This window comes from Orenia sp. (assembly GCF_055140805.1).
This window is the reverse complement of the sequence record NZ_JBSQYM010000071.1, coordinates 1-25,895: the sequence shown is the minus strand read 5'-3', so window position 1 is coordinate 25,895 and position 25,895 is coordinate 1. Positions and strand designations below refer to the sequence as shown.

At 33.2% G+C, this 25,895-nt stretch carries 24 protein-coding genes; 20 read left to right on the top strand and 4 right to left on the bottom strand.

Annotated features, from left to right (window positions below; genetic code table 11):
* Positions 1-274: 274 nt before the first annotated feature.
* The 16 genes from spoIVB (at position 275) to spoIIM (ending at position 15,147) form a co-directional block, all read left to right on the top strand.
* On the top strand, positions 275-1,603 hold the full coding sequence (spoIVB, locus tag ACTCDL_RS08620) for a SpoIVB peptidase (protein ID WP_463175833.1): 1,329 nt from the start codon (positions 275-277) through the stop codon (positions 1,601-1,603).
* A 92-nt stretch (positions 1,604-1,695) separates the two neighbouring features.
* The gene (spo0A, locus tag ACTCDL_RS08615) at positions 1,696-2,493 is read left to right on the top strand and encodes a sporulation transcription factor Spo0A (RefSeq protein WP_463175831.1); all 798 of its coding nucleotides are present in this window, start codon (positions 1,696-1,698) and stop codon (positions 2,491-2,493) included.
* Between the two features lie 153 nt (positions 2,494-2,646).
* Positions 2,647-2,937, top strand: a complete 291-nt coding sequence (locus tag ACTCDL_RS08610; RefSeq protein ID WP_463175830.1) for a DUF4282 domain-containing protein — start codon at positions 2,647-2,649, stop codon at positions 2,935-2,937.
* 199 nt (positions 2,938-3,136) lie between these two features.
* Complete coding sequence (gene steA, locus ACTCDL_RS08605; protein WP_463175828.1) at positions 3,137-4,255, top strand: putative cytokinetic ring protein SteA; 1,119 nt, start codon at positions 3,137-3,139, stop codon at positions 4,253-4,255.
* A 10-nt stretch (positions 4,256-4,265) separates the two neighbouring features.
* Positions 4,266-4,874, top strand: coding sequence for a copper transporter (locus tag ACTCDL_RS08600; protein ID WP_463175827.1), 609 nt, complete (start codon positions 4,266-4,268; stop codon positions 4,872-4,874).
* Entirely contained in the window at positions 4,850-5,524 is a 675-nt protein-coding gene (locus ACTCDL_RS08595; protein ID WP_463175825.1) for a glycosyltransferase family 2 protein, read from the top strand. The genes ACTCDL_RS08600 and ACTCDL_RS08595 overlap by 25 nt, the downstream gene beginning before the upstream one ends.
* Positions 5,525-5,844: 320 nt before the next feature.
* A complete protein-coding gene (locus tag ACTCDL_RS08590) occupies positions 5,845-6,654 on the top strand; it encodes a glycosyl transferase family 4 (RefSeq protein WP_463175824.1) in 810 nt (269 codons plus the stop codon).
* Between the two features lie 142 nt (positions 6,655-6,796).
* Positions 6,797-8,317 carry a sodium-dependent transporter gene (locus ACTCDL_RS08585; protein ID WP_463175823.1) on the top strand — a complete coding sequence of 507 codons (1,521 nt, stop codon included), beginning with the start codon at positions 6,797-6,799 and terminating at the stop codon, positions 8,315-8,317.
* 1 nt (position 8,318) lies between these two features.
* The gene (locus ACTCDL_RS08580; RefSeq protein WP_463175822.1) at positions 8,319-8,414 is read left to right on the top strand and encodes a MetS family NSS transporter small subunit; all 96 of its coding nucleotides are present in this window, start codon (positions 8,319-8,321) and stop codon (positions 8,412-8,414) included.
* Positions 8,415-8,793: 379 nt separating this feature from the next.
* Positions 8,794-9,906 carry a M20/M25/M40 family metallo-hydrolase gene (locus tag ACTCDL_RS08575; protein WP_463175820.1) on the top strand — a complete coding sequence of 371 codons (1,113 nt, stop codon included), beginning with the start codon at positions 8,794-8,796 and terminating at the stop codon, positions 9,904-9,906.
* 469 nt (positions 9,907-10,375) lie between these two features.
* Positions 10,376-10,537: a Spo0E family sporulation regulatory protein-aspartic acid phosphatase gene (locus ACTCDL_RS08570; protein WP_463175819.1), complete on the top strand. Its 162-nt coding sequence runs from the start codon at positions 10,376-10,378 to the stop codon at positions 10,535-10,537.
* Between the two features lie 206 nt (positions 10,538-10,743).
* Positions 10,744-11,823 (top strand): DUF3866 family protein, encoded by a 1,080-nt coding sequence (locus tag ACTCDL_RS08565; RefSeq protein ID WP_463175818.1) that lies wholly within the window; start codon positions 10,744-10,746, stop codon positions 11,821-11,823.
* Between the two features lies 1 nt (position 11,824).
* A complete protein-coding gene (locus ACTCDL_RS08560) occupies positions 11,825-12,364 on the top strand; it encodes an NUDIX domain-containing protein (RefSeq protein ID WP_463175834.1) in 540 nt (179 codons plus the stop codon).
* Positions 12,365-12,366: 2 nt separating this feature from the next.
* Positions 12,367-13,548, top strand: coding sequence for an endonuclease Q family protein (locus ACTCDL_RS08555; RefSeq protein WP_463175816.1), 1,182 nt, complete (start codon positions 12,367-12,369; stop codon positions 13,546-13,548).
* Positions 13,529-14,227 carry a hypothetical protein gene (locus tag ACTCDL_RS08550; RefSeq protein WP_463175815.1) on the top strand — a complete coding sequence of 233 codons (699 nt, stop codon included), beginning with the start codon at positions 13,529-13,531 and terminating at the stop codon, positions 14,225-14,227. Before ACTCDL_RS08555 ends, ACTCDL_RS08550 begins: the two co-directional genes overlap by 20 nt.
* Positions 14,228-14,505: 278 nt before the next feature.
* Positions 14,506-15,147 (top strand): stage II sporulation protein M, encoded by a 642-nt coding sequence (gene spoIIM, locus ACTCDL_RS08545; protein WP_463175813.1) that lies wholly within the window; start codon positions 14,506-14,508, stop codon positions 15,145-15,147.
* A gap of 74 nt (positions 15,148-15,221) precedes the next feature.
* Here the strand turns inward: spoIIM and ACTCDL_RS08540 are convergent, their stop codons facing one another.
* The 3 genes from ACTCDL_RS08540 to ACTCDL_RS08530 form a co-directional block, all read right to left on the bottom strand.
* Positions 15,222-15,881 carry an esterase/lipase family protein gene (locus ACTCDL_RS08540; protein ID WP_463175812.1) on the bottom strand — a complete coding sequence of 220 codons (660 nt, stop codon included), beginning with the start codon at positions 15,879-15,881 and terminating at the stop codon, positions 15,222-15,224.
* 92 nt (positions 15,882-15,973) lie between these two features.
* Positions 15,974-16,447 carry a hypothetical protein gene (locus ACTCDL_RS08535; protein ID WP_463175810.1) on the bottom strand — a complete coding sequence of 158 codons (474 nt, stop codon included), beginning with the start codon at positions 16,445-16,447 and terminating at the stop codon, positions 15,974-15,976.
* Between the two features lie 129 nt (positions 16,448-16,576).
* Positions 16,577-17,434: an SDR family oxidoreductase gene (locus ACTCDL_RS08530; protein WP_463175809.1), complete on the bottom strand. Its 858-nt coding sequence runs from the start codon at positions 17,432-17,434 to the stop codon at positions 16,577-16,579.
* Positions 17,435-18,056: 622 nt separating this feature from the next.
* Here ACTCDL_RS08530 and ACTCDL_RS08525 point away from each other — a divergent pair.
* From ACTCDL_RS08525 to ACTCDL_RS08515, 3 genes are all read left to right on the top strand, one after another.
* On the top strand, positions 18,057-19,232 hold the full coding sequence (locus ACTCDL_RS08525; protein WP_463175808.1) for a phosphopentomutase: 1,176 nt from the start codon (positions 18,057-18,059) through the stop codon (positions 19,230-19,232).
* 95 nt (positions 19,233-19,327) lie between these two features.
* Complete coding sequence (locus ACTCDL_RS08520) at positions 19,328-20,158, top strand: purine-nucleoside phosphorylase (protein ID WP_463175805.1); 831 nt, start codon at positions 19,328-19,330, stop codon at positions 20,156-20,158.
* Positions 20,159-20,260: 102 nt separating this feature from the next.
* Positions 20,261-21,565, top strand: coding sequence for a pyrimidine-nucleoside phosphorylase (locus tag ACTCDL_RS08515; protein WP_463175802.1), 1,305 nt, complete (start codon positions 20,261-20,263; stop codon positions 21,563-21,565).
* Positions 21,566-21,608: 43 nt separating this feature from the next.
* Here ACTCDL_RS08515 and ACTCDL_RS08510 read toward each other — a convergent pair whose 3' ends face one another.
* Entirely contained in the window at positions 21,609-22,076 is a 468-nt protein-coding gene (locus ACTCDL_RS08510) for a chemotaxis protein CheX (RefSeq protein WP_463175799.1), read from the bottom strand.
* Between the two features lie 680 nt (positions 22,077-22,756).
* Between ACTCDL_RS08510 and ACTCDL_RS08505 the strand changes: the two genes are divergently transcribed.
* Positions 22,757-25,741, top strand: coding sequence for an AsmA family protein (locus ACTCDL_RS08505; RefSeq protein ID WP_463175796.1), 2,985 nt, complete (start codon positions 22,757-22,759; stop codon positions 25,739-25,741).
* Positions 25,742-25,895 lie beyond the last annotated feature (154 nt).

Here is a 25,895-nt window from a genome sequence, read left to right as displayed (position 1 = left end):
CAATATTTTTAGAAAATATTATGTTATATCAAAAATATTGATATTATAATCTTTAAAATACAACTGAATATAACTATTTATGGTGGGTATAATAAGCATATATCTAAGTTAAATATCATCCGCAGTGATATTTTTAAAGTGCTTAAGATCTATCTACAGTCTTCTTTGATAGATTGAACTTTAATTTATTTTTAGTATTGGCAGATAAAATTTTGTTAGAATTCTTTTAATTGGAAGATACTACACAGATGGGGACTGTGTAGGAGTGTGACAAATGAAAAAATATAAGAGAGTAATACTGTTCAATCTTCTTCTATTATTAATCTGTCTTTTGGCTTTTCCTAAAGTATTAATATTTTTGGGTTTACCAAATAACTGCCAAATATTTGAGGGTAATAAGACACCACTTAAGATAAATTTGCCCTTTAATGTATCTATTAGATCCAACCCACAAGGAAATCTAAAGATTAATGGTCAAAAACTTTCACAGCGGGAATTGAATATTAATCTCTCTGATCCTATTGCTTTACAGGCTTCTTCTGCTGGAGAGTATAATCTTAACTTTAAACTATTTGGTCTAATTCCCTTAAGAAAGATGGTTGTTAATGTTCTGCCCCAAGTTAAGGTGATTCCTGGAGGGCAAGCAATTGGAGTTATTCTCAAATCTGATGGGATTATGGTAGTAAGGAATTCTTATGTTACTGCTGATGATGGTCAAAAATTATTCCCAGCTAAAGAGGCTGACATTGAAGTTGGTGATAGTTTATTAGAGGTTAATGGTATTGAAATCAAGAATAAATATCACTTGGCTAGATTAATCAATGAATTCGGTAAGAAAGGAAAAGGGTTAAGGTTTAAGGTTAGAAAGAAATCAGGAGAAGTTCAATTTAAGGAGATAAATCCTATTAAAAGTAAAGAAGGATTTTATATGATAGGTATATATGTCGATGATGGTGCTACTGGTGTAGGAACAATGTCATTTTATGAACCTAACAATGGCTATTATGGAGCTTTAGGACATATGATCACTGAAGCAAATACTCAATTGAAGATTAACGTAGGAGAAGGAGAAATAGTTAGAGCTAATATCTCAGGAATTAATCAAAGTCACAAGGGATTACCAGGAGAGAAGCTAGGAACCTTCTTTAATGGACAAGGTATGTTAGGAGATATAACCAAGAATAATAATTTTGGGATTTATGGTCATTTATCTATTGCCCCTAAACACCCTTATTTTAAGGAAGCAATTCCAGTAGCAAGCCCTTTAGAGATAAAAGAAGGTCCTGCTAAGATTTATACGGTACTTCATGGAGGAGAGATAGAAGAATTTAGTATAGAGATAGAAAAGGTTAGAAGGCAGTATGAACCTGCTGAGAAGGGTTTGATTATTAGGATAGTTGATTCTGAACTTTTACGTCAGACAGGAGGAATTGTGCAGGGAATGAGTGGCAGTCCTATCGTACAAGATGGTAAGTTAGTAGGGGCTATTACCCATGTTTTTGTCAATGATTCTACTCGGGGTTATGGTATTTTGGCTCAATGGATGATAATGCAGACTGATTTATTAGAAAAGAAGAATCTTGCCAAAGAATTTGCATCATAAATTCTTTGGTTTTTTTTATTTTTAAAAGGAGGAATTTGGAAACGGGCATAGAATTTGTAGTATAGAGTCATTGTGAGGAGGAAAAATGTATTATGAGAGAAACAAATGTAATTAAGGTATTATTAGTAGATGATAATAGGGATTTTTGTAATTTGATTAAAGAGTATCTTGAGCAACAAGATGAATTTAAGGTAGTAGGCATTGCTAATGATGGAGTTGAAGCTTTAAAAGTAATTGATGAAGTCGACTTTGATGTATTGGTATTAGATGTAATCATGCCACATTTAGATGGAATTGGAGTATTAGAAGAGTTACATAGTAAAGGAGTAACCGATGAGTTTAAGATAATAATGTTAACTGCTTTTGGACAAGAAGAGTTGACACAGCGTGTTGTTAATTTAGGTGCTGACTATTATATCTTAAAACCTTTTGATTTAGAAAAACTATCTAATCGAATTAAGCAAGTTACTTCTAAAGTAGCTAGTGGTAGTAGAGGTTATACTCTTAGCTCTTCAATCAATAATCCAAGCAATACTAAGAATGTGGAAGAAAGAATTACTGACATAATGCATCAGATTGGAATTCCAGCACATATTAAAGGTTATTTATATTTAAGAAAGGCTATCTCTATGGTTGTTGATGAGGTTGAACTATTAGGTGCTGTAACTAAGGAATTATATCCTTTAGTAGCTAAAGAGTTTAATACAACAGCCAGCAGAGTAGAAAGAGCAATTCGACATGCTATTGAGGTTACTTGGGAGAGAGGAAACACCAATGCTATCAATAGAATCTTTGGTCATTCTGTGACAACTGCTAGTGGTAAACCTACCAACTCTCAATTTATCGCTAAAGTAGCAGATAAGTTAAGAATTGAATTGAGAGTTAGCTAGAGAATAAACTCAATATCGAATACAAGTAAAGGTTAAATTAGAGCATCCAAAACTTTGGGTGCTTTTTTGTTTTGTATTTCAAAGAAAATAATATAAATTTATGGAAGGGATTATTTATCTAACGAAGAAATATATAGTATAAAATAAAAAGGGGTGAATAGTATTTTTTCATTTGAGCAGATATTTAAGTTTGATAAGATGATTACTTCTAAGATAATTCAAGGAGTATACATCTTAGGTTTAGTAATGACAACTTTAAGTGGTTTATTTATGTTTACAAAATCTTTTATGCTTGGATTAATGATTATAGTTTTTGGAAATTTATTCTTAAGAATCTATTGTGAATTAGTAATTGTATTCTTTAAGATCAAAGATGATGCCCATGATGTTAAATTATATTTGGCTGAAATTGCAGAGAGTTTGCAAGAGAAGGATAATAGTTAAATTAAAGTATGAAGGCTGTGTCATAATTATGGCACAGCTTTTGTATTTTATAGTAATTTAATTTTGTTAATTTTTTTTGTTTTAATTCTAAATTGTACATTGTGAATTGTAAATTAACTCTGCTCCCTTTTATTAGAAGTATGAGAGTAATTCAATCAAGATATACTAAAGATAGTAGTAAATTTAGGAGGCTCCCACTATGGAATTAACTGGAAGAGTTAGGCTAGGTACTAAGACTAAGGATTTAGTTAAGCGATTGCTTGAAGGGGAGATAGCTATCATTGATCATAAGGATATTGATCAATTAGCTGCTGAGTCATTGATTGAGAGAAAGGTCAAGGCTGTTATCAATGCCAGTCCATCTATCAGTGGTAAATATCCTAATTTAGGTCCTAGAAGATTGTTGTCAGCTGGGATAGTAATTATTGATAATGTGGAGAAGGATATCTTTGATAGCTTGGCTGAAGGTGATTTAATTACTATCAAAGATGGTCAGATATTAAAGGATGAAGAGCTATTATTTCAAGGTGAAGTTCTTAATACTAAGAAGGTCGAGCAGAGGCTAGAGCAGACTAAGGAGAATATTGGTGTAGAGTTAAATAAGTTTGTAGATAATACCCTAGATTATGCTAAAAAAGAGAAGCATCTGATTTTGGGAATAGATATACCTAAAGTAGATATTAAATTGAAGGATAAGGATGTTTTAATAGTAGTTAGAGGAAAGGACTATCGAGAGGATTTAGAGGCTGTTAGTTCTTATATTAGGGAGGTTAGACCTGTCTTGATTGGAGTAGATGGAGGAGCAGATGCTTTAGTAGAGTATGGTTTTGAGCCTGATATTATCATCGGTGATATGGATAGTATCAGTGATGAGACCTTAGCATCTGGGGCTGAGTTGGTTGTCCATGCCTATCCTAATGGTCATGCTCCAGGAATGGAGAGGATCAAAGCTCTTGGTTTAGCAGCTAAGACCTTTCCTGCGCCAGGAACAAGTGAAGATATTGCTATGTTATTGGCTTATGAAAAGGGTGCAGAGTTGATTGTGGCTGTAGGTACTCATACTACTATGATAGATTTTCTAGAAAAGGGTCGCCCAGGAATGGCTAGTACTTTTCTGGTGAGGTTGAAGGTAGGAAGTAAATTAGTCGATGCCAAAGGGGTCAATAAGCTATATAAAAGCCGAATAAAGCCTAAATATGTTGCAGAAGTTTTAGTAGCATCATTAATACCAATTATTGCTATAATGAGTGTATCAACACCATTTCATCAATTACTCAAATTATTACTAATCAGATTAAGAATGAATATTGGCTTTTAGGAGGAGGATTATGTTAGTTGATTTAAGATATCATGTGATTACAATTGTAATTATATTTGTAACACTGGCGATTGGCATCTTGATTGGTAGTAGTATGGTAGGAAATGATTTGATTGTTAATGAACAGAAGCATTTAATCTCAAATTTGGAAGAAGACTTTAAGTCTTTAAGGACTCAGAATAAAGAATTCTCTAAAGAGGTTAACTATTTAGAGACTAGATTGGCTGATAATATAAATTTTCAAAAGATGATTATGCCTTTAGTAGTCAAGGAGCAGTTAAAGGATCAAAATTTGTTGTTAGTAGTAGGTGATAATGTTAATCCTGATTTAAAGGATAAGATAATTGAAACATTGAAGCTAGCTAATGCTCAAGGGATAGAGGTAATTAAAGATTTAAATAATTTGGGTGAAAAGAGAGATTTTACAAAGGTGCTCTTGTTGGGAGATTTGGATGAAGGCCTTAATTATCCTATTAATTTAAAGGAGAAGTCTATCAAAATTGATTTACAGAGTATTAAGAATATCTCTGGATTGATTAAGTTGGTATTTGAGGTTGCAGCCAAAGACCTTCCAAGTGTTGAGGAGGGAGAGCATTGGATAAATCAATTTCAGTTTTAATCCCTGCTTATAATGAAGAGGAGAAGATTGAGGATACTATCAAGAGTATCAGAGAGTTAGAGGGGGTTTATGAAGTTGTTGTAGTTGATGATGGCTCTATAGATAATACCTATCAGAAGGCTAGTAATTTGGCAACTAAAGTAATCAGATTAGAGCAGAATCAAGGAAAAGGTACTGCTTTAAATCGTGGACTCAAGGAGGTTAGTGGAGATATCATCCTCTTATTAGATGCTGATTTGGGCAATAGTTCCATAGAAGCAATGAAGTTAGTAGAACCTCTCTTAGCTGGTAGAGCAGATATGTCTATTGCTAAATTTCCTCAAAGTCAGACTAAAGGTGGCTTTGGACTGGTCAAGGGGTTAGCTAATTGGGGATTAAAAAAGTTGACCTGCCAAGAGTTTTCAGCTCCTCTTTCTGGACAAAGAGCCTTGTCTAAAGATGTAGTCAAAAAGGTAAGCAGTTTTGCCAAAGGTTTTGGGGTAGAGGTCTGCTTAACTGTTGATGTCTGCCAAGCTGGATTTAGAGTAGAGGAGGTTCCAGTAATGATGAAACATCGTGAAAGTAAGAGAGATATTCAGGGTTTTATACACAGGGGAAGACAATTTAAAGATGTGGCTCTTGTGTTGTTCTCTAAAATTAGGAGAGTATAAGGATAAGTAAGATAATTAATTTAGTGTTCTTAGGATAAAAGTTAATCATAGGATATCTTACCCATATAATCATCAAATTTTAGAATAAAATTAAAATATATCTTTATATAGAGATAATGCGACACTTTTAAAATTAGCGTGAGTGGGTGTGTGGGTGTGAGTAAACCCCAATAAAAAGAAGTTTTACACACACTCACACTCATAGTTCACACTCGACACAAAGTGTCCCAATCTCCCCATTAAGCTTCTACTTTAGATTTGGAAACTATAGTATTTATAATCAACTAGATTAAATTATAGATAAGAAGGTAGGTGTAACAGTGTTAGCTATTACAACATTAATAGGTGTTAGTTTTATTTTATCTAAAATTGGATTTAAGCTAATTCCCCCTCTGTTAGTCGAAGCAAACTCTGTTGCTCTTAACTTTAGGGGTGATAAGATACCTGTAGGTTATGGACTTATCTTCTCTTTTAACTTAATTTTTATTTTAATTTTAGGAACTTTACTTGGTTATTATTCCCTACAGCAATCGATTCCTTTAATCACTTTAATCTTGTCGATGGCTTTTGTAGGGTTATTAGATGATACTTTTGGCAACAAAGATAGTCAGGGTTTTAGTGGACATTTTAGATCATTATTAGTTGAAAGGAGATTGACTACAGGAGCAATTAAAGCTATCTTCTCTTTTATAATTGTTTTCTTTATCAACTATTATTGGAATAAGAGTTATTTTGATTTATTTGTTAATACTTTTTTAATTTTATTGATGAGTAATTTTATTAATTTAGTTGATTTAAGACCAGGGAGAGCTTTGAAGATAACACTATTATTTTTAATAATATTTCTTGTGATAGGCTTAAATAATTATTTATTAATTATACCGTTAATCATTATGGTCTTGCTTGCTCTAAACTTTGATTTACAAGCTAAGGGGATGATGGGAGATATAGGTTCTAATGTATTAGGGGTAACCTTGGGTGGAATAGTGGCAATAAATTATGGCATCTATATTAGAACTTTAACTATGTTTTTGTTATTTTCTATTCATTTATACAGCGAATTTTATTCATTATCTAAATTGATTAAAAATAACAAAATTTTATTATTTCTTGATGAATTAGGACGATGAAAATAATTATTAGTAAATTTAATTCTATTCTTGACTAGGTAAATTAAACCCTATATAATAAGTTATGAGTTACTTATATATGTCACAAATAAGTAGCAAGAAGTAGAGTAGAACGAAAATTGTAAAAAGGAGGATTTTGAGTATGGAGAAGAATGTAGAAAATCGTGACCAATGGGGAAGTAGACTTGGATTTATTTTAGCTGCAGTTGGTTCTGCCGTTGGTTTAGGAAATATTTGGCGTTTTCCGTATATGGCTTATGAAAATGGTGGAGGTGCTTTCTTAGTTCCATATCTATTTGCTGTATTAACTGCAGGAATTCCATTATTGATTTTGGAGATGGGACTTGGGCATAAGATGAGAGGTTCTGCACCATTAGCTTTTAGAAAGATTAAAGAAAAGTATGAGACCTTAGGTTGGTGGGCAGTGCTAGTAACAGCTGTAGTAACTATTTACTATTCTGTTATTGTAGGTTGGGCCATCAGCTATATGTTTTTTGCTATAAAAGGAAGTTGGGGTAATGATCCAGTAAACTTCTTTGTAAAGGATTATTTGGGGATGACAGGATTTTGGAATTTAGGTGGGATTAGAATTAATGTATTATTCAGTTTAGTTGCTGTTTGGGGATTAACTTATGTAATTTTATATAATGGTATTAAAGAAGGAATTGAAAAGGCAAGTAAGGTTTTTATGCCTCTGTTAATAGTGTTAATTGGTATCATTACTCTTAGAGGTGTGACTTTACCAGGTGCTGTAGAAGGATTAAATCACTTTTTAGAGCCTAATTTTGCTGTGTTAAAGGATCCTAATGTTTGGGTTAGTGCCTATGGACAGGTATTCTTTACCTTGAGTCTAGGTTTTGGAATTATGATTGCTTATTCTAGTTACTTACCAAAAAAATCTGATGTCATTAATAATGCTTTTATTACAGCATTTGCAAACTGTGGATTCAGCTTCTTATCTGGATTTGCTGTATTTGGTATCTTAGGATATATGGCACAAACACAAGGTGTTGCAATTAGTGAAGTAGCTGGTAGTGGTGGAATTGGTTTAGCTTTCTTTGTATTTCCACAAGCAATTAATCTTTTACCAGGTTTAAATGGTCTTTTTGGAGTATTATTCTTCTTATCTTTAGTTGTTGCTGGTTTATCATCTATTATTTCCTTGGTTGAAGCTTTCACATCTTCAATTATGGATAAGTTCCAAATGAGCAGAAAGAAAGCTGTTACTATAGTTTGTACTGTAGGATTTTTATCTACTACTATTTATGCAACAGGTATGGGACTATCTGTATTAGATGTAGTAGACCACTTTATTAATAACTATGCTTTAGCAGTAGTTGGGTTGGTTGAGGCTGTAGTATTAGCCTATCTATGGAATATTTCTAACTTGAAAAATCATGTTAATGCAGTATCTGATTTCAAAGTAGGTAACTGGTGGGATGTAGCTATTAAAGTTGTTACTATTCCTGTATTAGGTATTATGTTAGTACTTAAATTTAAAGGTGAATTAGCTACTCTTTATGGAGACTATCCACTTAGTGCAATCCTAACACTTGGTTGGGGTATTGTAATTGCATTGCCTATACTTGCGTATGTAATGAAGAATATCAGTTGGAATGAAGAAGTATTATTAGATATAAATGCTACAAAGGGGGAGATATAAGATGACAGCAGGAGCAATTGGAATGTTAATCTTTGGATCTACAGTTTTATTTGGTGGATTAGCAGTTTGTTTGAATATTGCAATGAAGAATGACTAATCTTTGATATATATATAATCCTAGTCCTTTGGGCTAGGATTTTTTCTTATGATATAGAGGCTAATGGGGATGTTGAGACACTTTCGTGTCGGGAATCAGGAATCTGGAACCGGTGTTTATAACTGATTCCTGACTACTGATTCCAGATTCCTAAAAGTGTAGCTTTTCTTTCGATTATATCAGTTATTTTTGTTTTTAAAAGTGAATTTTTATTTTATAAAAAGGAATTATAATAATAGTATTTAATATAAATAAGAGTGAATATATTTTACATAATAATTAGTAAAATTGATAAATTTGATAATCAACTTTTTAGAGATAAAGATTTACCCTTAGAAGTTGATGTATTTTATTAACTAATATTGAGGAGTTGAAAGCAATGAATCAAGAAAGAATTTTAAAACAATTTTTAGATTTGGTACAGATAGATAGTATCTCTAAGGAAGAAGGAAGAGTTGCTGACTATTTGGTAGAAATTTTAGAAGAGTTGGGATTGGAAGTAATTAGAGATGATGCAGGAGAGAAGGTTGGTGGAGAGACTGGGAATATTATAGCTAAATTAGCTGGTGATTCTACTAAACCGACTTTATTATTAAGTGCTCATATGGATACAGTTACTCCAGGGAGAGCAATTATGCCAATTGTTAAAGATGGAGTAGTTTATAGTGAAGGTGAGACCATCTTGGCTTCTGATGATAAAGCAGGAATAACTACCATCTTAGAAGCTTTAAGACTAATTAAAGAGAATGATATTGATCATGGAAATTTAGAAATTGCTTTTACAATTGGGGAAGAGGTAGGATTATTAGGTGCTAAAAATTTGGATTATAGTCTAATCGATGCTGATTTTGGAATTGCTTTTGACTCTGGTGGAGAGATTGGAACTATTGTGACTCAAGCTCCTTCACAGGATAAAATCAATGTCAAGGTAATAGGAAAGGCAGCCCATGCAGGGATGAATCCTTCGGCAGGAGTTAATGCTATTAAAGTAGCTAGTATAGCTTTATCTAATATGAAATTAGGTCAGATCGATGAGGATACTACTGCTAATATCGGTGTTATCCGGGGAGGGCAAGCGACAAATATTGTACCTGATTTGGTCGAATTAGAAGGTGAGGCACGCAGCCTTAGGGTAGATAAATTAGATAGGCAGACTGAGCATATGGCAGATATCTTTAGAAGAGCTGCTGCTAAATTTAATGCTAAGGTTGAGATTGATGTAGAGAGAATGTATCCAGCCTTTGATTTGTCTAGAAATAGTCAGATTGTTGATATAGCAGTTAAGGCCGCTCGGGTGATAGAGATTAAGCCTTTATTAAAATCTACTGGTGGTGGTAGTGATGCTAATATCTTTAATGGAAAAGGAATTCCAACGATAAACATCAGTGTAGGCATGACTGATGTACATTCTGTGGATGAGAATATCAAAATTGATGATCTGCTCAATTCTGTTAAATTCTGTGTTTCTATGATTAGAGAAGCAACTAGGTAACCTGTTGATTATTGCTTGTGTTAGTTAAATCTTAATATAAATAGTGTCTTCTTATGGGGAGATTGGGACACTTTTAAAATTAGCGTGAGTGGGTGTGTGAGTAAACCCCAATAAAAAGAGATTTTACACACACTCACACTCATAGCTCACACTCGACACGAGAGTGTCGCACTACCTCTATATTGTATCAGTTATTTTTATATTTAAATAGTAGCTAATGGTTTAAACTAAATAATTTTACTTATTACTTATTATTTATGATTATAGTTCTTTTTATATAAAAATCCAAATTAAGTAAGTTATTTCTTGATTTTCTATTAGAATTTAGGTATAATTCTTTTAGAGAAGGGAAAAAGATTCAAATAAGTACTTATAATCTATAAATATCGGTAAATAGCTCTTTTTTCAGTGAGAAATTTTATCGAATAATCCTATAATCTTGATAATAAGTAATAAGAGGGGGAAATCGATGAGAGATTTATCAAAATCTGATTTATATAAAAAGATTTCTTTGTTAAGAGAGCAGTTATTGGACTATGATCTGAAGTTAAATAAGAAGGAATTATTAGAGATAAGTAAACAACTTGATGAACTAATTTTAGAATATACTAAAAAGTATTTGCTCAATTGATTTGATATTAATCTCAGCATGAGAATGCTGGGTTTTTTTATTTTTTTCTATATAGATGTCTAATTATACTGAGTAGTTTAAGATAATTAGAATTTTTTCCTCATTAGATAGATATACTAATTTCAGTATTATAACTAAGAATTGCTTTTTTGCAGGACTTTAATTCTTTATATTGAAATAATTATTTAATCTATGGAGGGTAATACATGATAGAAGTTAGACAGGGTAAGGTTGTTGAAATTTTATCACAAAGAGAGGGTTTAACCACTGTTCAGCTAGAGATTGAAGGTGAGCAGAAGAAGGGGATAGGTTATGATGATTTAATAGGGGAGATAAGAAAAGGAGATCAGGTATTACTAAATACAACTGCAACCTCTTTGGAGTTAGGAACTGGAGGATATGATTTTATTATATATATCTTAAATCAAGCTAGAGAACGGGCTAAACAAGGACATATTATGAAGTTAAGATATACACCTTATCAAATCCAGACTTTCAGTGTTGAGGAGCAGGATAGTCCTTATCATGAACGTATCAATAATTTTCATTCTTTAAGTGGAACACCAGTGGTAGTGGGCACCTTACATAGTATGCTAGCTCCTATAACAGTGATGGCTAAAGCTAGCTCTCCTAAAGTCAAGATAACCTATATTATGACCGATGCTGCAGCCTTACCCCTTAGATTTAGTAATACAGTTGATTTTTTAAAGGGTAAAGGGATTATTGATAGTACAGTTACTATTGGTCATGCCTTTGGCGGAGACTTAGAAGCTGTTAATATCTATTCAGGATTGATTAGTGCTTATGAAATCAGTGAAGCTGATATAATAGTTGTCTGCATGGGACCTGGGATTGTAGGTACAGGGACAAAGTATGGTTTTACAGGAATAGAACAGGCTAATATCTTAAATGCTGTCTATCAGTTAGGTGGCTCTCCAATTGCTGTACCTAGAATAGGATTTGGTGATAAACGGGAACGCCACTATGGATTGAGCCATCATAGTAGGACTACTTTAGGTGAATTGACTATGGTAGAGTCTAAAGTTGGAATTCCTTATCTTGATAGGAAGAAGGCTGGAGTGATTAAGGAACAATTAGTTGAGGCTGGGATTAATCATAAACATCAGATTATATATCGTGAAGGTGATAGGGTATTAAAGGAGTTAAAGAGCCTAGAGTTTACTTTTAAGACTATGGGGAGAGGTTTGGCCGAAGAGAAGGAGTATTTTATGACAGCAGGCATAGCTGGAATAATTGCTAGTGAGGAGCTTAGAAAGGATGGATGAGATGGATACTTTAAAAGAGAAGACTATTAATAGTAAAATGATTTTTGAAGGAAATATTATAAATTTAAGGGTTGATGAGGTTGAATTGCCAAATGGTAATTTATCTAAAAGAGAGATAGTTGAGCATAGTGGTGGAGTAGCTGTTGTAGCTTGTAAGGACTCTAAAGTTATCATGGTTGAACAGTTTCGTAAGCCTGGTGAAGAGATTTTATTGGAGCTTCCAGCAGGTAAATTGGAGAAAGATGAGGATAAAAAGGGGTGTGCTTACAGAGAGTTAGAGGAGGAGACTGGGTATAGAGCAACTTCTTTAGAGTGGTTATGTTCTTTTTATACTAGTCCTGGCTTTACTGATGAGATTATAGAGATTTATCTGGCTAAAGAATTAATTAAATATGAGCAGAACCCTGATGATGATGAATTTGTCAGAGTCAAAGAGCTAGAGATTGCAGAGGTTGCTAGGATGTTAGCAGAAGGGGAGTTTAGAGATGCTAAGACGATTATAGGATTACAGTACTTGCTGGCTCAGCTAGATAGGCAGTAGTTATGGAAGAGTATTTTATGGATTTGCACTTACATATAGGTAGAACTAATTCAGGGCAAGGGGTAAAGATTACAGCTTCTGATAGATTGACTATAGAGAATATTATCAGTGAGGGAGCAAATAAAAAGGGAATAGATATACTGGGAATCGTTGATGCTTCTTCACCAGAGGTGATTAAAGATATTGAGAAGTTAGTTGATGAAGGTAAACTAATTGCTTTAGAGGATGGAGGATTGAGTTATCAGGATAGGGTAACTCTAATATTAGGTTCTGAGCTTGAGGTGAAATCTGAAACTGGAAAGCAGGCACATTTAATAGGATACTTTCCTTATTTAGAGAATATCAAGGCTTTTGGTCAAAAGCTAGCTAAGTATGTGACAAATATCAATCTCAGCACTCAGATGACCTATTTATCTGCTAAAGAGCTTTTTGAGATTTTTAATAGCTTTGGTGGAATCGTAATTCCTGCTCACTGCTTTACACCCCATAGAGGGCTATATGGAAGTTATGGAGATAGTCTAATAGATATCTTTGGTGAAGAAATCTTTAAGCAGATTTATGCAATAGAGTTGGGTTTAAGTGCAGATAGTCAATTGGCAGATTATCTTGATGAATTAGGGGAAAAGACCTTCCTAAGTAACTCTGATGCCCATTCCTTAGCCAAGATTGGACGAGAGTATAATCAAGTTATCTTAGAGAAGCCTACCTTTAAAGAGGTACTGCTGGCATTGAAGAGACAGCAGGGGAGAAGGGTAATCGCTAATTATGGGTTAGATCCTAGACTGGGTAAGTACTATAGAAGTTATTGTTTGGAATGTGAGAGAACATTGATAGATAGCTATCCTGCTTTGAGCTGTTGTAGAGATAAGAAGCATAAGATTGTAAAGGGGGTCTTAGATAGAGTTTTGGAAATTGCTAATAATAGAAAGTCTTTGAGCCCTGATTTTAGACCAGAGTATCACCATCAAATCCCTTTGACCGATATTCCAGGCGTAGGTAAGAAGACTTTGGAAAAGTTATTAAAAGCCTTTGTCACTGAGATGGATGTTTTACACAAGGTTGCTTATAAGCAGTTAGTAGAGGTGGTAGGTCAGCGGGTAGCAACAAATATAACTAGAGCACGAGAAGGAAAGTTATCTATTCTTCCTGGAGGAGGTGGCAAATATGGAAAGGTTGTCGAATAATAGAGAGAGTTTGCATACGTTAAATATTACATCAAATGCTTCTGGAGCTGCTCAGGCTGCTAGAAAGGGTGATGTAATCGTAATTGTCGATATTATTGATATGTCAACTACAGCAGAGGCTGCTTTAGATGCTGGTGCTATAGAGATATTTGGGGCTAGTTCTGACAAGGTCTCAGTTCCAGTTACAGTCAACCCTGAGAAGATTGGTTATTTTGCTGGTAAAAAGGCTTTAAAGTATAATACAGAGCTGATTATAGTTACAGAACCTAGACTTGGAACAGAAGAGGAGAGGTTAGATAATATCCAACAGGCTATGGTAGGGGTCAAGCGTTCTGGAGTAAAGGTAGCCAATATAATACCAAATGTAGGTTCACAGGTAGCTGATTTAGCTGATTTTAAAGATAAGGTTGTTCTGATTATTACTGATTCTGGTGGAGCTGCCTTTGATGCTGCATATACTCATGGTGCTCCACAGGTTACTACAGGAACTATTGTGAGAACAGGGATTAAGAAAGGAATTAAGCCAGCTAAGGATTCGGCTAAGCGAGCAATTGCACTGGCTGAAAAGTATAATACAGGAATTACCTTGGTAGCAGCTAGTTCTAATTCTTATGAGGATGTCTTAGCAGCAGAGCATATAGCAAAATTGATTATAGAAGAGGGTTTTTTACAGGTTTAGTGTAATAAAATTGCTTGCTTGTAACATAATAATTAACATTAGAAATTATATTGCGATACTTCCTTAGAGTTGACGGTTGACAGTGGACAGTTTACAGTAAAAAGATAAAACCTTATACTTTAAGAGGTTTAGTGATTTTGAACTTAACTGTCAACCGTCAACTGTTAACTGTACACTGAAGTAAAAGTGTCGCACTATCTCTATATAGCGATACTTTTATGTTTTTTAACTCATCACTGTTTACTCGTCACTCATTACTGCTTTTCAAGGAGGTTTAAATGGCTAATTTTAGATACACGAAGTTAAAGGTTAATAATTTTTTTCGGGATAATATGTTGATTTTAATCTTTATATTGGTCTGTTTTATTGGAGGAAGTATTGCTGGTTCTATTGCTGCTAATACTTTGACCTATCAGCAGAAAACAGTCTTGTTAAATTATTTATCAGGTTTTATTACAGAGGTCAATGAGTTGTTGAGTGATAATCAGCAGTTGATGGCTCAAAATGTTATTCTGGCTAATTTAAAATATGCTTTGTTATTTTGGGTATTAGCAATTACTTTAATAGGAGTGATTGCGATTCCTTTGCTGATAATTTTGCGAGGATTTATAGTTGGTTTTACCTCTACTTTTCTAATTCGGGAGATGTTCTTTAAGGGAGCACTGCTGGCGCTAACCTCGATTATGCCCCAGAATTTAATTCTAATCCCTAGTCTAATCTTAGGGGGATTTTTAAGTTGTATCTTTGTATTCAGGTTTGGAGGAGGAATTTTGACAGGAAGAAAGCATAATCTTAAGAAGCTGTTAGTAGGATATTCAGTCTCTATGGTGGGAATTGCTATCTTATTACTTTTAGCAGCTCTTGTGGAGGTCTATGTAGTCCCATATTTGATTAGGCTAGTGGAGGGGATAGTGCTTTAAGGTTGATGGAGAATTGAAGATTGAGAATGAAAAATTGCAAAGGTTAAAAATCAGATAAATTATCCATCTGATTTTTAACCTTCCTTAAACTTACCATTTCTTAAGAAGGAATCAACTAACTTAGCCGTTTTAAATTTATAATGAATTTCTTTATGACCATAGGGAAGAATGATAAAATCCTTTAAGTCGTGATACTTTACAGAGCTAACTTGGACTCTGCCATCATTGTCTTCTGGTAATAGCTTGCCGAGTATTAGATTATTTTTATTTCCAGCAATTGCTCCTATTTCAACAGTAGCTATATTCTTTAATTTTAATCTATGTATTTTATTAGGATTTAATGAATCCAATGTTTTGAAAACCTTAATAAAGGCAGTGGATAGTCTTGCAACTAAAGCAGCTAAATAGCTTCCTTGATTGGGAGTGGCTATCAGAACAGCTCTGTCTATTTTAGCTAGATATTCTGTAGTAGATAAGAAATTTCTGATGATTATTCCTCCTGTACTATGCCCCACAAGACTAATCTGTTCATTTTGATCTAGTGTAGAGATTATCTTCTCTACTTGTTCTTTAAAGAGGGAGGTACAGTACTCAATTGCTTTAAAGGTTAGAGGGAGGTTAACTAATATCCCATTATACCCTAATTTTATCAGATTATTCTTTAAGGTAATCATGTCTTGTTGATTTTTATTGTATCCATGGATTATAATTACTTGTTTTGCTATTAAAAGCACCTCCGGTTTTATATATAAATATCTATTTTTGATGTGATTTTTAAAATTTTCAGATAGAGTTTAGGTTAAATTCCAAGCTATATTATATTTAGCTAAAGTAATTTACCCAAAATATTAACAAGCTTCTTATTAATACTATAACCAGACATATTTCCAAATTGTTTCTGTTGCTCTGCTTGAGCTTCAAATTCTTTAAGCCAATTTATTTTCTCTTTCTCCCAATTTATTGTTGTATTATTTGAAGTGAGTAGAGGGTTTGCTGTGTATCCTTGTTCAGCTTGTGCTCTTGCAATGAGTTTAGGGATAATAGTTAAATCTCCAAGTTCACAAAGAGAAATTTGTTTGGCTTCATATAATTTATTGGAAAGAGTTTCTAAATCATTAAAAGACATATTATCAATATCATATTTTTTAGATAGTTCATCCCAAATAGCTGGATTAGCCACTCTATTGTCCTCTATTTTTGGACTTTTAATACTATCTTTGATATTGAATTTTTTATCATTATTATAAACCTTATTTCTTTGATGATAGTTAATTTGAGAATTAACTCTACTTATTTTCATAATTAACACTTCCTTTCTTTTTTGAAATTATTTTTAGACTGGCTGTTACGTCCAGCAGTTTCGCGACGTCCCCGACAATACTCCTAATCTCATGTTAGGCAATCGTACCAAGTTATCTTTTATAATATCTCACATATGGTTATTTTTTAAATTTCTATAAAATTCTTCTAGAGTATGTATTCCCTTTTCTGGAGCAGTCATATCCATTGATAAGACAGTTAAGAAAAACTCTATTGGTCCATACAACTTTTGAGAAGTAAATGTTCGTATCATGAATAAGAGAATTTTTCTTATCCAGTTAGGTATATATGTTATCTTGATTTCTTTTTCTGCAATATTGAAAGCAATACTAGCAATTTCATTTTGTGATAATGTTTCAGGTCCTCCTACATTTATCTCTTTTTCTGTGTTCTCTATAGAATTCACACATACTATTGCTAAATCTTCACCATGTATAGGATTTGCTTTATATTCTCCGTTGCCAAATAGATAAACACGTCCTTTTTGTGCCATATAAAAAATTTCTGCCATGTCGGAGAAAAATCCATTTGGTCGAATGATACAATAATCAATACTAGATTCTTTCAATTCATCTACAAATAACTCTTTTGCTTCACATATTTTTAAGTTTTTAAGTTTCTGTCCGTTCAATAAAGAAATATAAATAAATTTTTTTACACCACTTTTTTTTGCTTCTTTTAACAAATTCTTATTAGCTTGATAATCAACATCCATATATGTAAGACCATCTTTTTGTTTTGTAATTCCTACTGTAGAGATTACAAAATCAATATTATCACAACAATTCTTGATTGAACTTGGCTTAGTTATTTCAGCTTCTATTATTTCAACTTTTTGAGAATTATTTTGTTCTAATTTTGCCCTGTTTTGGACAATAACTCTTACCTCATGTTGTTGTTCTAGAAGTTCACTTAATATATAACCACCCAAGTATCCAGTTGCTCCTGCTAATAATACTTTACTCATACAATTATTCCTCCATATTATAATTATTTTAATTTGGTATATCGCCTAACTCATATCTTAACGACACATTTCATATAATCTGCTAATATAGAGGTATTAACGAAGTTGGTGTAGTTAATATCTCTATATAATAATTATAAATTCATTCTTCTACATCATTAACTAATTATCCTTCCATAATATCAAGATAATGTAAATGAGATAGTCAGAGTTCAAAATTTTGACTCTTACATGATTTTTGTGAAAATTAATTTAGATTGATAGCTGATAATAAAGTATAAGGAGTCAGTTATCAAGAATCTGGAATCAGTTAAATTTAACTGATTCTTGCTAACTAAAATATTGTTGAATCTAAATTTTTTATAGTAGTATTGATAAAAAACCAGAATAAAATTAATTTTTTTATCAATCAAGCAGGAACTTTTAATCCTAACTAGAAATAATATAGTAGAATTGGTCTGACGTCTAACAAGATGAGAATAAAAGTAATATTTGTGCAAAGATAGGTTAAACTAAAAAAGAGAGTACTAGTGTGGAGTGTCTGTGAGAGTGTGAGAAAATTCAAATAACAAACACACACTCATAACTCACACTCACACATAAAAATGGAGGTGTAAGGTTTATGAAAATTAAAAGAGTAAATATAATTGTATTAGATAGTGTTGGAATTGGGGCTTTACCTGATGCTGCTGATTTTGGTGATCAGGGGGCAGCAACCCTACAGAATACTGCAAAAGCAGTAGGGGGATTAAATCTTCCTCATTTAGAGAGTTTTGGCTTAGGTAATATTGCAGAGATTGAAGGAGTAGCTCAGGTTGATAATGCTAAGGCTGCCTTTGCTAAGATGGCAGAAGAATCTAATGGGAAGGATACAACCACTGGGCATTGGGAGATAGCAGGAATTATCTCAAAAGATCCTTTTAGAACATATCCTGATGGCTTTCCTGCTGAAGTGATGGATCAATTCCATCAAGCAATCGGTAGAGAAAGTCTAGCCAATAAGCCAGCTTCAGGAACAGTAATCATCGAGGAGCTAGGTGAAGAACATATGAAGACCGGCAAGCCTATCGTTTATACTTCTGCAGATAGTGTCTTCCAGATTGCAGCCCATGAGGATATTATTTCAGTTGATGAGCTCTATGAAATGTGTGAGAAGGCTCGTAAGATATTGCAAGGGGAGCATGCAGTAGCAAGAGTTATCGCTAGACCCTTTATAGGTGAACCTGGCAACTTTGAACGGACTGCCAATAGAAAGGACTATTCTCTAACACCACCTGAGAAGACTGTTTTAAATCACCTTAAAGATGCAGGTCATAAGGTGATGGCAGTAGGTAAGATTGAGAATATTTATGCAGGTGAAGGAATTACTGATGCAGTCCATACCAAAAGTAACATGGATGGAGTAGATAAGACTTTAGATTATTTAAAAGCTGAAAAAGAAGGCCTAATCTTTACCAATCTAGTAGACTTCGATTCCAAGTATGGGCATCGTAGAAATCCTAAGGCCTATGCTCAAGCCTTAGAAAATTTTGATAAGAGATTACCTGAGATTTTAGAGCAATTAAATCAAGAAGACCTACTGATTATTATTGCTGACCATGGTTGTGACCCAACCTATAAAGGAACAGACCATACTAGAGAGTATGTACCATTATTGGTCTATGGTGAGCAAGTAACAGCTGGCACTGAATTGGGAGTTAGAGAGACCTTCAGTGATATCGCAGCTACCATTGCCGAAATCTTTGACGTTAAAGGAACAGGTAATGGAAGTAGTTTTTTGAAAGAGATAATAAAATAGTTGACAGTGTACAGTTGACCGTTGACGGTTAAAAGTTAGATAATATAACTGTAAACCGTAAACTGTCAACTGTTAACTAAAAAGGGGGAAAGACGATGTCAAGTAAAACTATGCAAAAAATCAAAGAAAGTGTAAACTATATCAAAGATAAAGCAGGTATTAAGCCTGAAATTGCCTTGATTTTGGGTTCAGGCTTGGGAGTATTAGCTGATGAGATAGAGAATAAGACTGCAATACCCTATAAAGAGATTCCTAATTTTCCAGTTTCGACAGTGGAAGGACATGCTGGGCAGTTGGTACTAGGTGAATTAGAGGGTAAACAGGTTGTAGCGATGCAAGGGAGATTCCATTATTATGAAGGCTATGATATGTCTTTTATTACCTTCCCAGTAAGAGTGATGAAGAGCTTAGGTGCAGAGAAGTTACTTGTAACCAACTCAGCTGGTGGAGCTAACCGCCACTTTAATGTAGGTGATTTTATGCTGATCTCTGATCACATTAATTTTACAGGGACAAATCCATTGATTGGAGCTAATGAAGATGAATTAGGACCACGTTTTCCTGATATGTCAGAAGCCTACAATAAAGAGTTAATTGAATTGGCTGAGCAGGTGGCAGAAAATAAAGGGATTACTATTAAAAAAGGTATCTATGTTGGATTTTCAGGACCTACTTATGAGACCCCAGCAGAGATTAGAATGGTACAGAGATTAGGGGGAGATGCAGTAGGAATGTCTACTGTACCAGAGGTAATTGTAGCAAATCATATGGGAATGGATATTTTAGGAATATCTTGTATTACCAATATGGCAGCAGGGATTTTACCACAGCCTTTAGGGCATGAAGAGGTTATCGAGACAGCCAATCGAGTTAAGCCTAAGTTTATTGAATTGGTGAGAGGAATTATAAGTTCAGTTGACAGTTGATAGTGTATAGTTGATAGCTAAGACCTTAAAAGGACTTCAATTTAATCTTTAACTATCAACTATAAACTCTACACTATACACTAAAAAACGGGGGGTTAAACAATGAGAGCTTATGATATTATCCATAAAAAACGTGATGGCAAGAAATTAACTGATCAAGAGATAGAATTTTTAATTAAAGAATATACCAAAGGTGAGATTCCAGATTATCAGATGTCAGCTTGGACGATGGCTGTTTTCTTTCAAGGGATGGATAAAGAAGAGATAGCCAAATTAACAGAGGCTATGGCTAAGTCTGGTGATAATATAGATTTAAGTTCAATTAAAGGAATCAAGGTTGATAAACATAGCACAGGTGGTGTAGGTGATACAACAACTTTAGTGTTAGCGCCTCTAGTAGCTGCTTGTGGTGCACCAGTAGCTAAGATGTCTGGTCGTGGCTTAGGTCATACTGGTGGTACAATTGATAAATTAGAGTCAATTGCAGGCTTTAGTACAGCCTTGAGTATGGATAAGTTTATTGATAGTGTTAATAACAATAAAGTAGCAATAGCAGGGCAGACTGGAAACTTAGCTCCTGCTGATAAAAAGCTATATGCTCTACGTGATGTAACTGCTACTGTAGAGTCGATTCCTTTGATTGCAAGCAGTATTATGAGCAAAAAGATTGCTTCGGGAGCAGATGCAATAGTATTGGATGTTAAGACTGGAAATGGTGCTTTTATGAAAAGCTATGAAGGATCAGTAGAATTGGCAAAGACTATGGTTGATATTGGTAAAGAGGTAGGGCGTAATACTATAGCTGTTGTCTCTGATATGGATCAACCTTTAGGATGGGCTGTAGGTAATGCATTAGAAGTCAAAGAAGCAATTGAGACTCTAAAAGGAGAAGGACCTCATGACTTGACAGAGCTATGTTTAACCCTTGGAACACAAATGTTATTATTAGCAGAAGTAGCCGATAACCCTAAAGAGGCTAGAGAGAGCTTAGAGATGGCAATTAGTGATGGAACTGGTTTGGCTAAATTAAAAGAGTTAATTGCTAATCAAGGTGGTAATCCTGAAGTAGTCGATAACCCTGATTTATTACCTCAGGCTAAATATAGCTTAGAGGTTAAATCTCCAAAAGGTGGATATGTTCAGAAAATAGAGGCAGAAGAGGTTGGTATTAGTGCAATGATTCTAGGAGCAGGTCGAGAGACTAAAGAATCACAAATAGATTTAGCAGTAGGCCTAAGTCTAGCTAAAAAAGTAGGAGACCAATTAGAAGAAGGAGAGACTATCGCTACCCTATATTATAATGATGAAACTAAAGTAAATGAAGCTAAAGAGATACTATTAAAGTCTTATCAGCTTGGTGATACCAAGCCTGAACTAACCCCTTTAATTTATGAAATTATAGATTAAAAGTAAAAGAAGTGGCTCACTTAACTAAGTGAACCACTTCTTTTTATCTTCTTCGTTCCTCTAGAGAAACATTAATATCAAAATCTCCAATCTCAGTATGCAAAGGAATTACTAAGAACTTTCTTTGATTTGTAGTAATCTGAACATTATCTCCATATGTAATCGATGGAGGTGTAATATCACATTGATAGTCCAACTCAGATAACTTAGTAAGTGAATTTCCTGTAACTATATTAGCCAGTTCTCCAATTGCAGAACTGACCAACTCATCAAATTCATCCATCGACATTCCTGACATTTTGCTAAATACCTCTAAAGCGGTATCTTCACTCATACTATAGTAGATGAATCCCTTTAAATCTCCTGTAACTCCAATAGAAGCATTTACTTTTTTAGCAGAAAAAGGGCTTTTACGAAGGGCTAATTCTCCTCTTTCAACTTCTACTTGCATCATATTCTTCAATACACTTTTAGCTGCTTCAAATATTGGATTAATATATTCCTGATTCATATCTTTTTACCCCCTTTATTAAGATTTGATTTATATACGTAGCCTTTAAAACTTTCTATAATAGTTAATTCTAGAAAAAAAACGATTTTCCTTTTAGATTGTAAAAAATATATTATTATTGAAAGTTTTTTGAATAATGATTAGAGCCACCTTCACTTATTATTAACAGTGTTATAGAATTAATTGGTTCTCCTACAATTTTTGTGAAAATTGGATTAATAACAGATAATTAAGTACAAAAAGTCGATTATCAGGAATCTTTATAATTCACAGGTTGCTGACTTTTGATTTGAGATTCTTAAAAGTATATCTTTAGCTATAACTAGTGTTAATCACAAAGTTCGTTCAATTGACTTTATAAATTTGGAAAAAGGAAAAGAAGAAGATTATGAGAATTTAAATAATACAAGAAGATATAGATATGTGAATTCAAAATGAAACTTAATGGATATATTGGGACTGTTTTAGGAATCAGGAGTCAGTAGTCAGGAATCAGTTATAAACACTGGTTCCAGATTCCTGATTACCGACACGAAAGGGTCGCTATATATCCATTAAATTATACTTTAGACTTGGATATCTATAGGCTATGATTAGTTTATTAACTACTAGTTTAGAGGTTGATAATTTTTTAAATTTTAAAATAAAAGAGTTAAGTATATTATACGAGGAGGTAAGTTATGGAACCAAAAATAAGTAAGAATAATTTTTTGAGTGTTAAAAAGATATCTGTATATTTATTATTAACAATTTTAGCTATTTTAATCGGAGGAACTCTATATTTGAAGAGTTATTTCAATTCCGATAAGTTAGAAGAGATGATAATTCCTAAACTAGAGGATAGTTTACAAAGAGATGTTGTAATTGAGAATATATCTCTTAAATTTTTAAGCGGTTTTGGGCTAAGAATTGATGGTTTTAAAATTCTCAATGGTGATGGCTTTAAAACTAAGTATTTAGCTCAATTTGATAGTTTTAATTTAGATGTAGCTTTATTACCATTGATACATAAAGAGATAGAAATTAAAGAGGTCAGTTTAATTAAACCGATTATTTCTTTAGAGAACAATCAACTAGGAGAGAAAAACTATCAATTTGGGGATGAACAGAAGAATACCAATAATAAAAGTAAAGATTCAAAGCAGATTGCTCTAAATTTGAATCTAGATAAATTAAAGATAGTTAATGGTAAGTTTGGATATTTAGACCAGAGCTCTAATTTAGATATAAAACTAGAGAAGATAGATTCTAGCTTCTCTATCCTATTAAATGGAAATGAAGAGAAGTTGCTTACATCAGGAGAATCTAAAATTGCTAATATAGTTATCTTAGGAGTAGCTGATAACTTAAATTTTAAAGATTTGGATTTTAAGTTAGAACATCGATTAAACTTTGATCTAGCAGAGAAGAGATTAAATTTTAAGAGTTTAAACCTAAATTTAGGGGAGTTTGATTTAAACAGTAAGCTGAATCTAGTTTTGGGAGAAGATGTGTTACAAATAGATAGCTTTAAAGGCAATGTGGGAAGCTCGACTATCGGATTGAAGGCCAAATTAAGTGATCTTTCTAATCCTAAATTAGATTTAGATTTAAAGACTGACTTAAAGCTTAAAGAATTATTGGCTAAGTTACCTGTAGAATTAGATTTGGATTTAGCAGGTCAAGTTATCTCAGATATATCAGCTAGAAACTTTAGCATAAAAGAGCTAAAAAGCAGTATCGAAGATAATAATTTAAAGGGAAATCTAGAATTAGTAGGCTTAAACTTGACTAATAAGCAGTTGCCTGTTGATTTAAAAGAGGTCAATGCTCAAATTGAGGTAAGTGATAAAAAGCTGACAGTTGATAACTTGGTACTTGGCTTAGCTGATAGTAGAGTTAAAGGTATTGTAGCAGTAGCTGATTGGAAGAGACTGCTGACTGATGTAATCAATAAAAAAGAGAGTCTAGGTGGAGCTATTGATCTAGCTTTAGAAGCAGAAACCTTAAATTTAGATAAAATAATCGTTAGTGATAGCTTAGAAGAGTCGATTAATCAAGAGAATAAAATAGAAGATAATAAGCAGGAGCTTTACTTGCCAGACTTTAATTTAACAGCCAAACTTCATCTAGGAACTTTAGTCTATCAAGATGAGCAATATCAAAATATTGATGGAAGATTTAATATAGGCGAGTCTAAAGTCAGGATAGATAAGCTGGAGGTTAATCAAGCTAACTCTAAAGTGGCGGTTAGTGGTCTAGTAGATTGTCAGAAATTTGCTCAGACTGGTGATATTAATCAGATAAATGCCAACTTAAATCTAGATAGTGATTTAAATTTAGCTTTAATTGGGGAAAAGCTTGAGAAGTTAAATCCTCAATTTAAAGGTTATAAGTTGGCTGGAAGGGTAAAAACAGACCTACGAACAGGATTTTCAATTAAAGATGTAGTTGGAGAAGCGCTGGATAATTTAGATAAGATTAAAGTATTAGGTGATATAACCTTAAGAGGGGAGAAGATAAGAATTCCCCAATTGGCTCAAGAGATAGATACTTTAGAAGGTAAAGTTGCTTTTGATAATAAGAATTTAAAACTATTAGATGGAAAGATCAATTTAGCAGAGAGTGACTTAAGTGCAAAGGTTTCAATTTCAGATTGGAGGAGACTATTATCGGGCTTAAGCAAGGGCGATAATAGTGAGGCACTAATAGATGTAGAGTTAGATTCTAATCTTTTAGCTATAGATAAGTTAATCTCTTTCTTACCTAGTAAAGAGGGTGTAGCAACTAAAGAAGAGGTAGAAAAGAAAGATTTGGCTAAATTAATTCCTAACTTTAAAGTAAAGTCCCAAGTAAATATCAAAGAGTTGAAGTACCAAAAATTAAAGGCAGAAAAGTTAATTTTAGAAGCCAGTCTCAATAATAAGGTTATCTCTATAGATAATTTTAACAGTAATATAGAAGATGGTAGAATTAAAAGTGAAGGAAGGATTGATTTAGCAAAAGAGAATCCTAGTTATCAAGGTAAGCTAAAGGCTGATAATATTGAAATTAATCGTATTTTAACCCTCTTTACCGACTTTGATAATAAACTATATGGTAAGGTTAATTTAGATACTAGATTTGCTGGAGTTGGCTTAAAACTAGATGAAATTTTAGAATCAGCTACCCTACAAGGAGAGGTTGTGATTGCTAAGGGAGAGTTAAAGAATTTTATATTGATTAATAGATTAAATAGTTGGTTTAATCTATTTAATCATAATAAATTGGAATTTAAAGATCTAGATGGAAATATCAATTTGAAGAATGGAAAACTATATTTAGATAGCTTTAAATCTAAGACTGAATTTGGAGAGCTAGAGTTTGCCGGTTATTCAACTTTAAAAGGTGATTTAAATTATAATTTATCCTACTTAATCTCTGAAGAAGAGTCTAAAAAGTTAGATTTAAAGAAGAAGGAGTTATTCTATGCTCCTCAAACTAAGCAGGTGAAACTGGACTTTAAATTGAAGGGAAGTGTAAACAATCCAGAGCTAAATTGGGATAAGTCAATAATAGAAGAGCGCTTAAAAGAGAAAGTAGAAGAGAAGGTTGATAATAAGTTAGAGGAGGGTAAAAGTAAACTAGAAGAAGAGAAGGAGAAGGCAAAAGATAAGATTAAAGATATCTTTAAAGGGTTATTTTAATATTGCTTCTTAGCAAATAAGTGGAGAACGGGATGACCGTTCTCTATTTTTTAATTATAGGTGTCCAAGTCTAAAGAGAAATAATAAAGCTCAAAAGCTAAAGGTTAGCAACGAATTAACACGAATTAAAGAGTAAAAGATTAATTAATTTTTT

Coding starts and splice junctions, on each gene's coding strand:
- ACTCDL_RS08555 (WP_463175816.1), top strand. CDS start 12,367: ATGGAAGAGTATTTTATGGATTTGCACTTACATATAGGTAGAACTAAT.
- spoIIM (WP_463175813.1), top strand. CDS start 14,506: ATGGCTAATTTTAGATACACGAAGTTAAAGGTTAATAATTTTTTTCGG.
- steA (WP_463175828.1), top strand. CDS start 3,137: ATGGAATTAACTGGAAGAGTTAGGCTAGGTACTAAGACTAAGGATTTA.
- ACTCDL_RS08525 (WP_463175808.1), top strand. CDS start 18,057: ATGAAAATTAAAAGAGTAAATATAATTGTATTAGATAGTGTTGGAATT.
- ACTCDL_RS08580 (WP_463175822.1), top strand. CDS start 8,319: ATGACAGCAGGAGCAATTGGAATGTTAATCTTTGGATCTACAGTTTTA.
- ACTCDL_RS08560 (WP_463175834.1), top strand. CDS start 11,825: ATGGATACTTTAAAAGAGAAGACTATTAATAGTAAAATGATTTTTGAA.
- ACTCDL_RS08510 (WP_463175799.1), bottom strand. CDS start 22,076: ATGAATCAGGAATATATTAATCCAATATTTGAAGCAGCTAAAAGTGTA.
- ACTCDL_RS08565 (WP_463175818.1), top strand. CDS start 10,744: ATGATAGAAGTTAGACAGGGTAAGGTTGTTGAAATTTTATCACAAAGA.
- ACTCDL_RS08600 (WP_463175827.1), top strand. CDS start 4,266: ATGTTAGTTGATTTAAGATATCATGTGATTACAATTGTAATTATATTT.
- ACTCDL_RS08535 (WP_463175810.1), bottom strand. CDS start 16,447: ATGAAAATAAGTAGAGTTAATTCTCAAATTAACTATCATCAAAGAAAT.
- spo0A (WP_463175831.1), top strand. CDS start 1,696: ATGAGAGAAACAAATGTAATTAAGGTATTATTAGTAGATGATAATAGG.
- ACTCDL_RS08585 (WP_463175823.1), top strand. CDS start 6,797: ATGGAGAAGAATGTAGAAAATCGTGACCAATGGGGAAGTAGACTTGGA.
- ACTCDL_RS08575 (WP_463175820.1), top strand. CDS start 8,794: ATGAATCAAGAAAGAATTTTAAAACAATTTTTAGATTTGGTACAGATA.
- ACTCDL_RS08530 (WP_463175809.1), bottom strand. CDS start 17,434: ATGAGTAAAGTATTATTAGCAGGAGCAACTGGATACTTGGGTGGTTAT.
- spoIVB (WP_463175833.1), top strand. CDS start 275: ATGAAAAAATATAAGAGAGTAATACTGTTCAATCTTCTTCTATTATTA.
- ACTCDL_RS08520 (WP_463175805.1), top strand. CDS start 19,328: ATGTCAAGTAAAACTATGCAAAAAATCAAAGAAAGTGTAAACTATATC.
- ACTCDL_RS08550 (WP_463175815.1), top strand. CDS start 13,529: ATGGAAAGGTTGTCGAATAATAGAGAGAGTTTGCATACGTTAAATATT.
- ACTCDL_RS08515 (WP_463175802.1), top strand. CDS start 20,261: ATGAGAGCTTATGATATTATCCATAAAAAACGTGATGGCAAGAAATTA.
- ACTCDL_RS08570 (WP_463175819.1), top strand. CDS start 10,376: ATGAGAGATTTATCAAAATCTGATTTATATAAAAAGATTTCTTTGTTA.
- ACTCDL_RS08505 (WP_463175796.1), top strand. CDS start 22,757: ATGGAACCAAAAATAAGTAAGAATAATTTTTTGAGTGTTAAAAAGATA.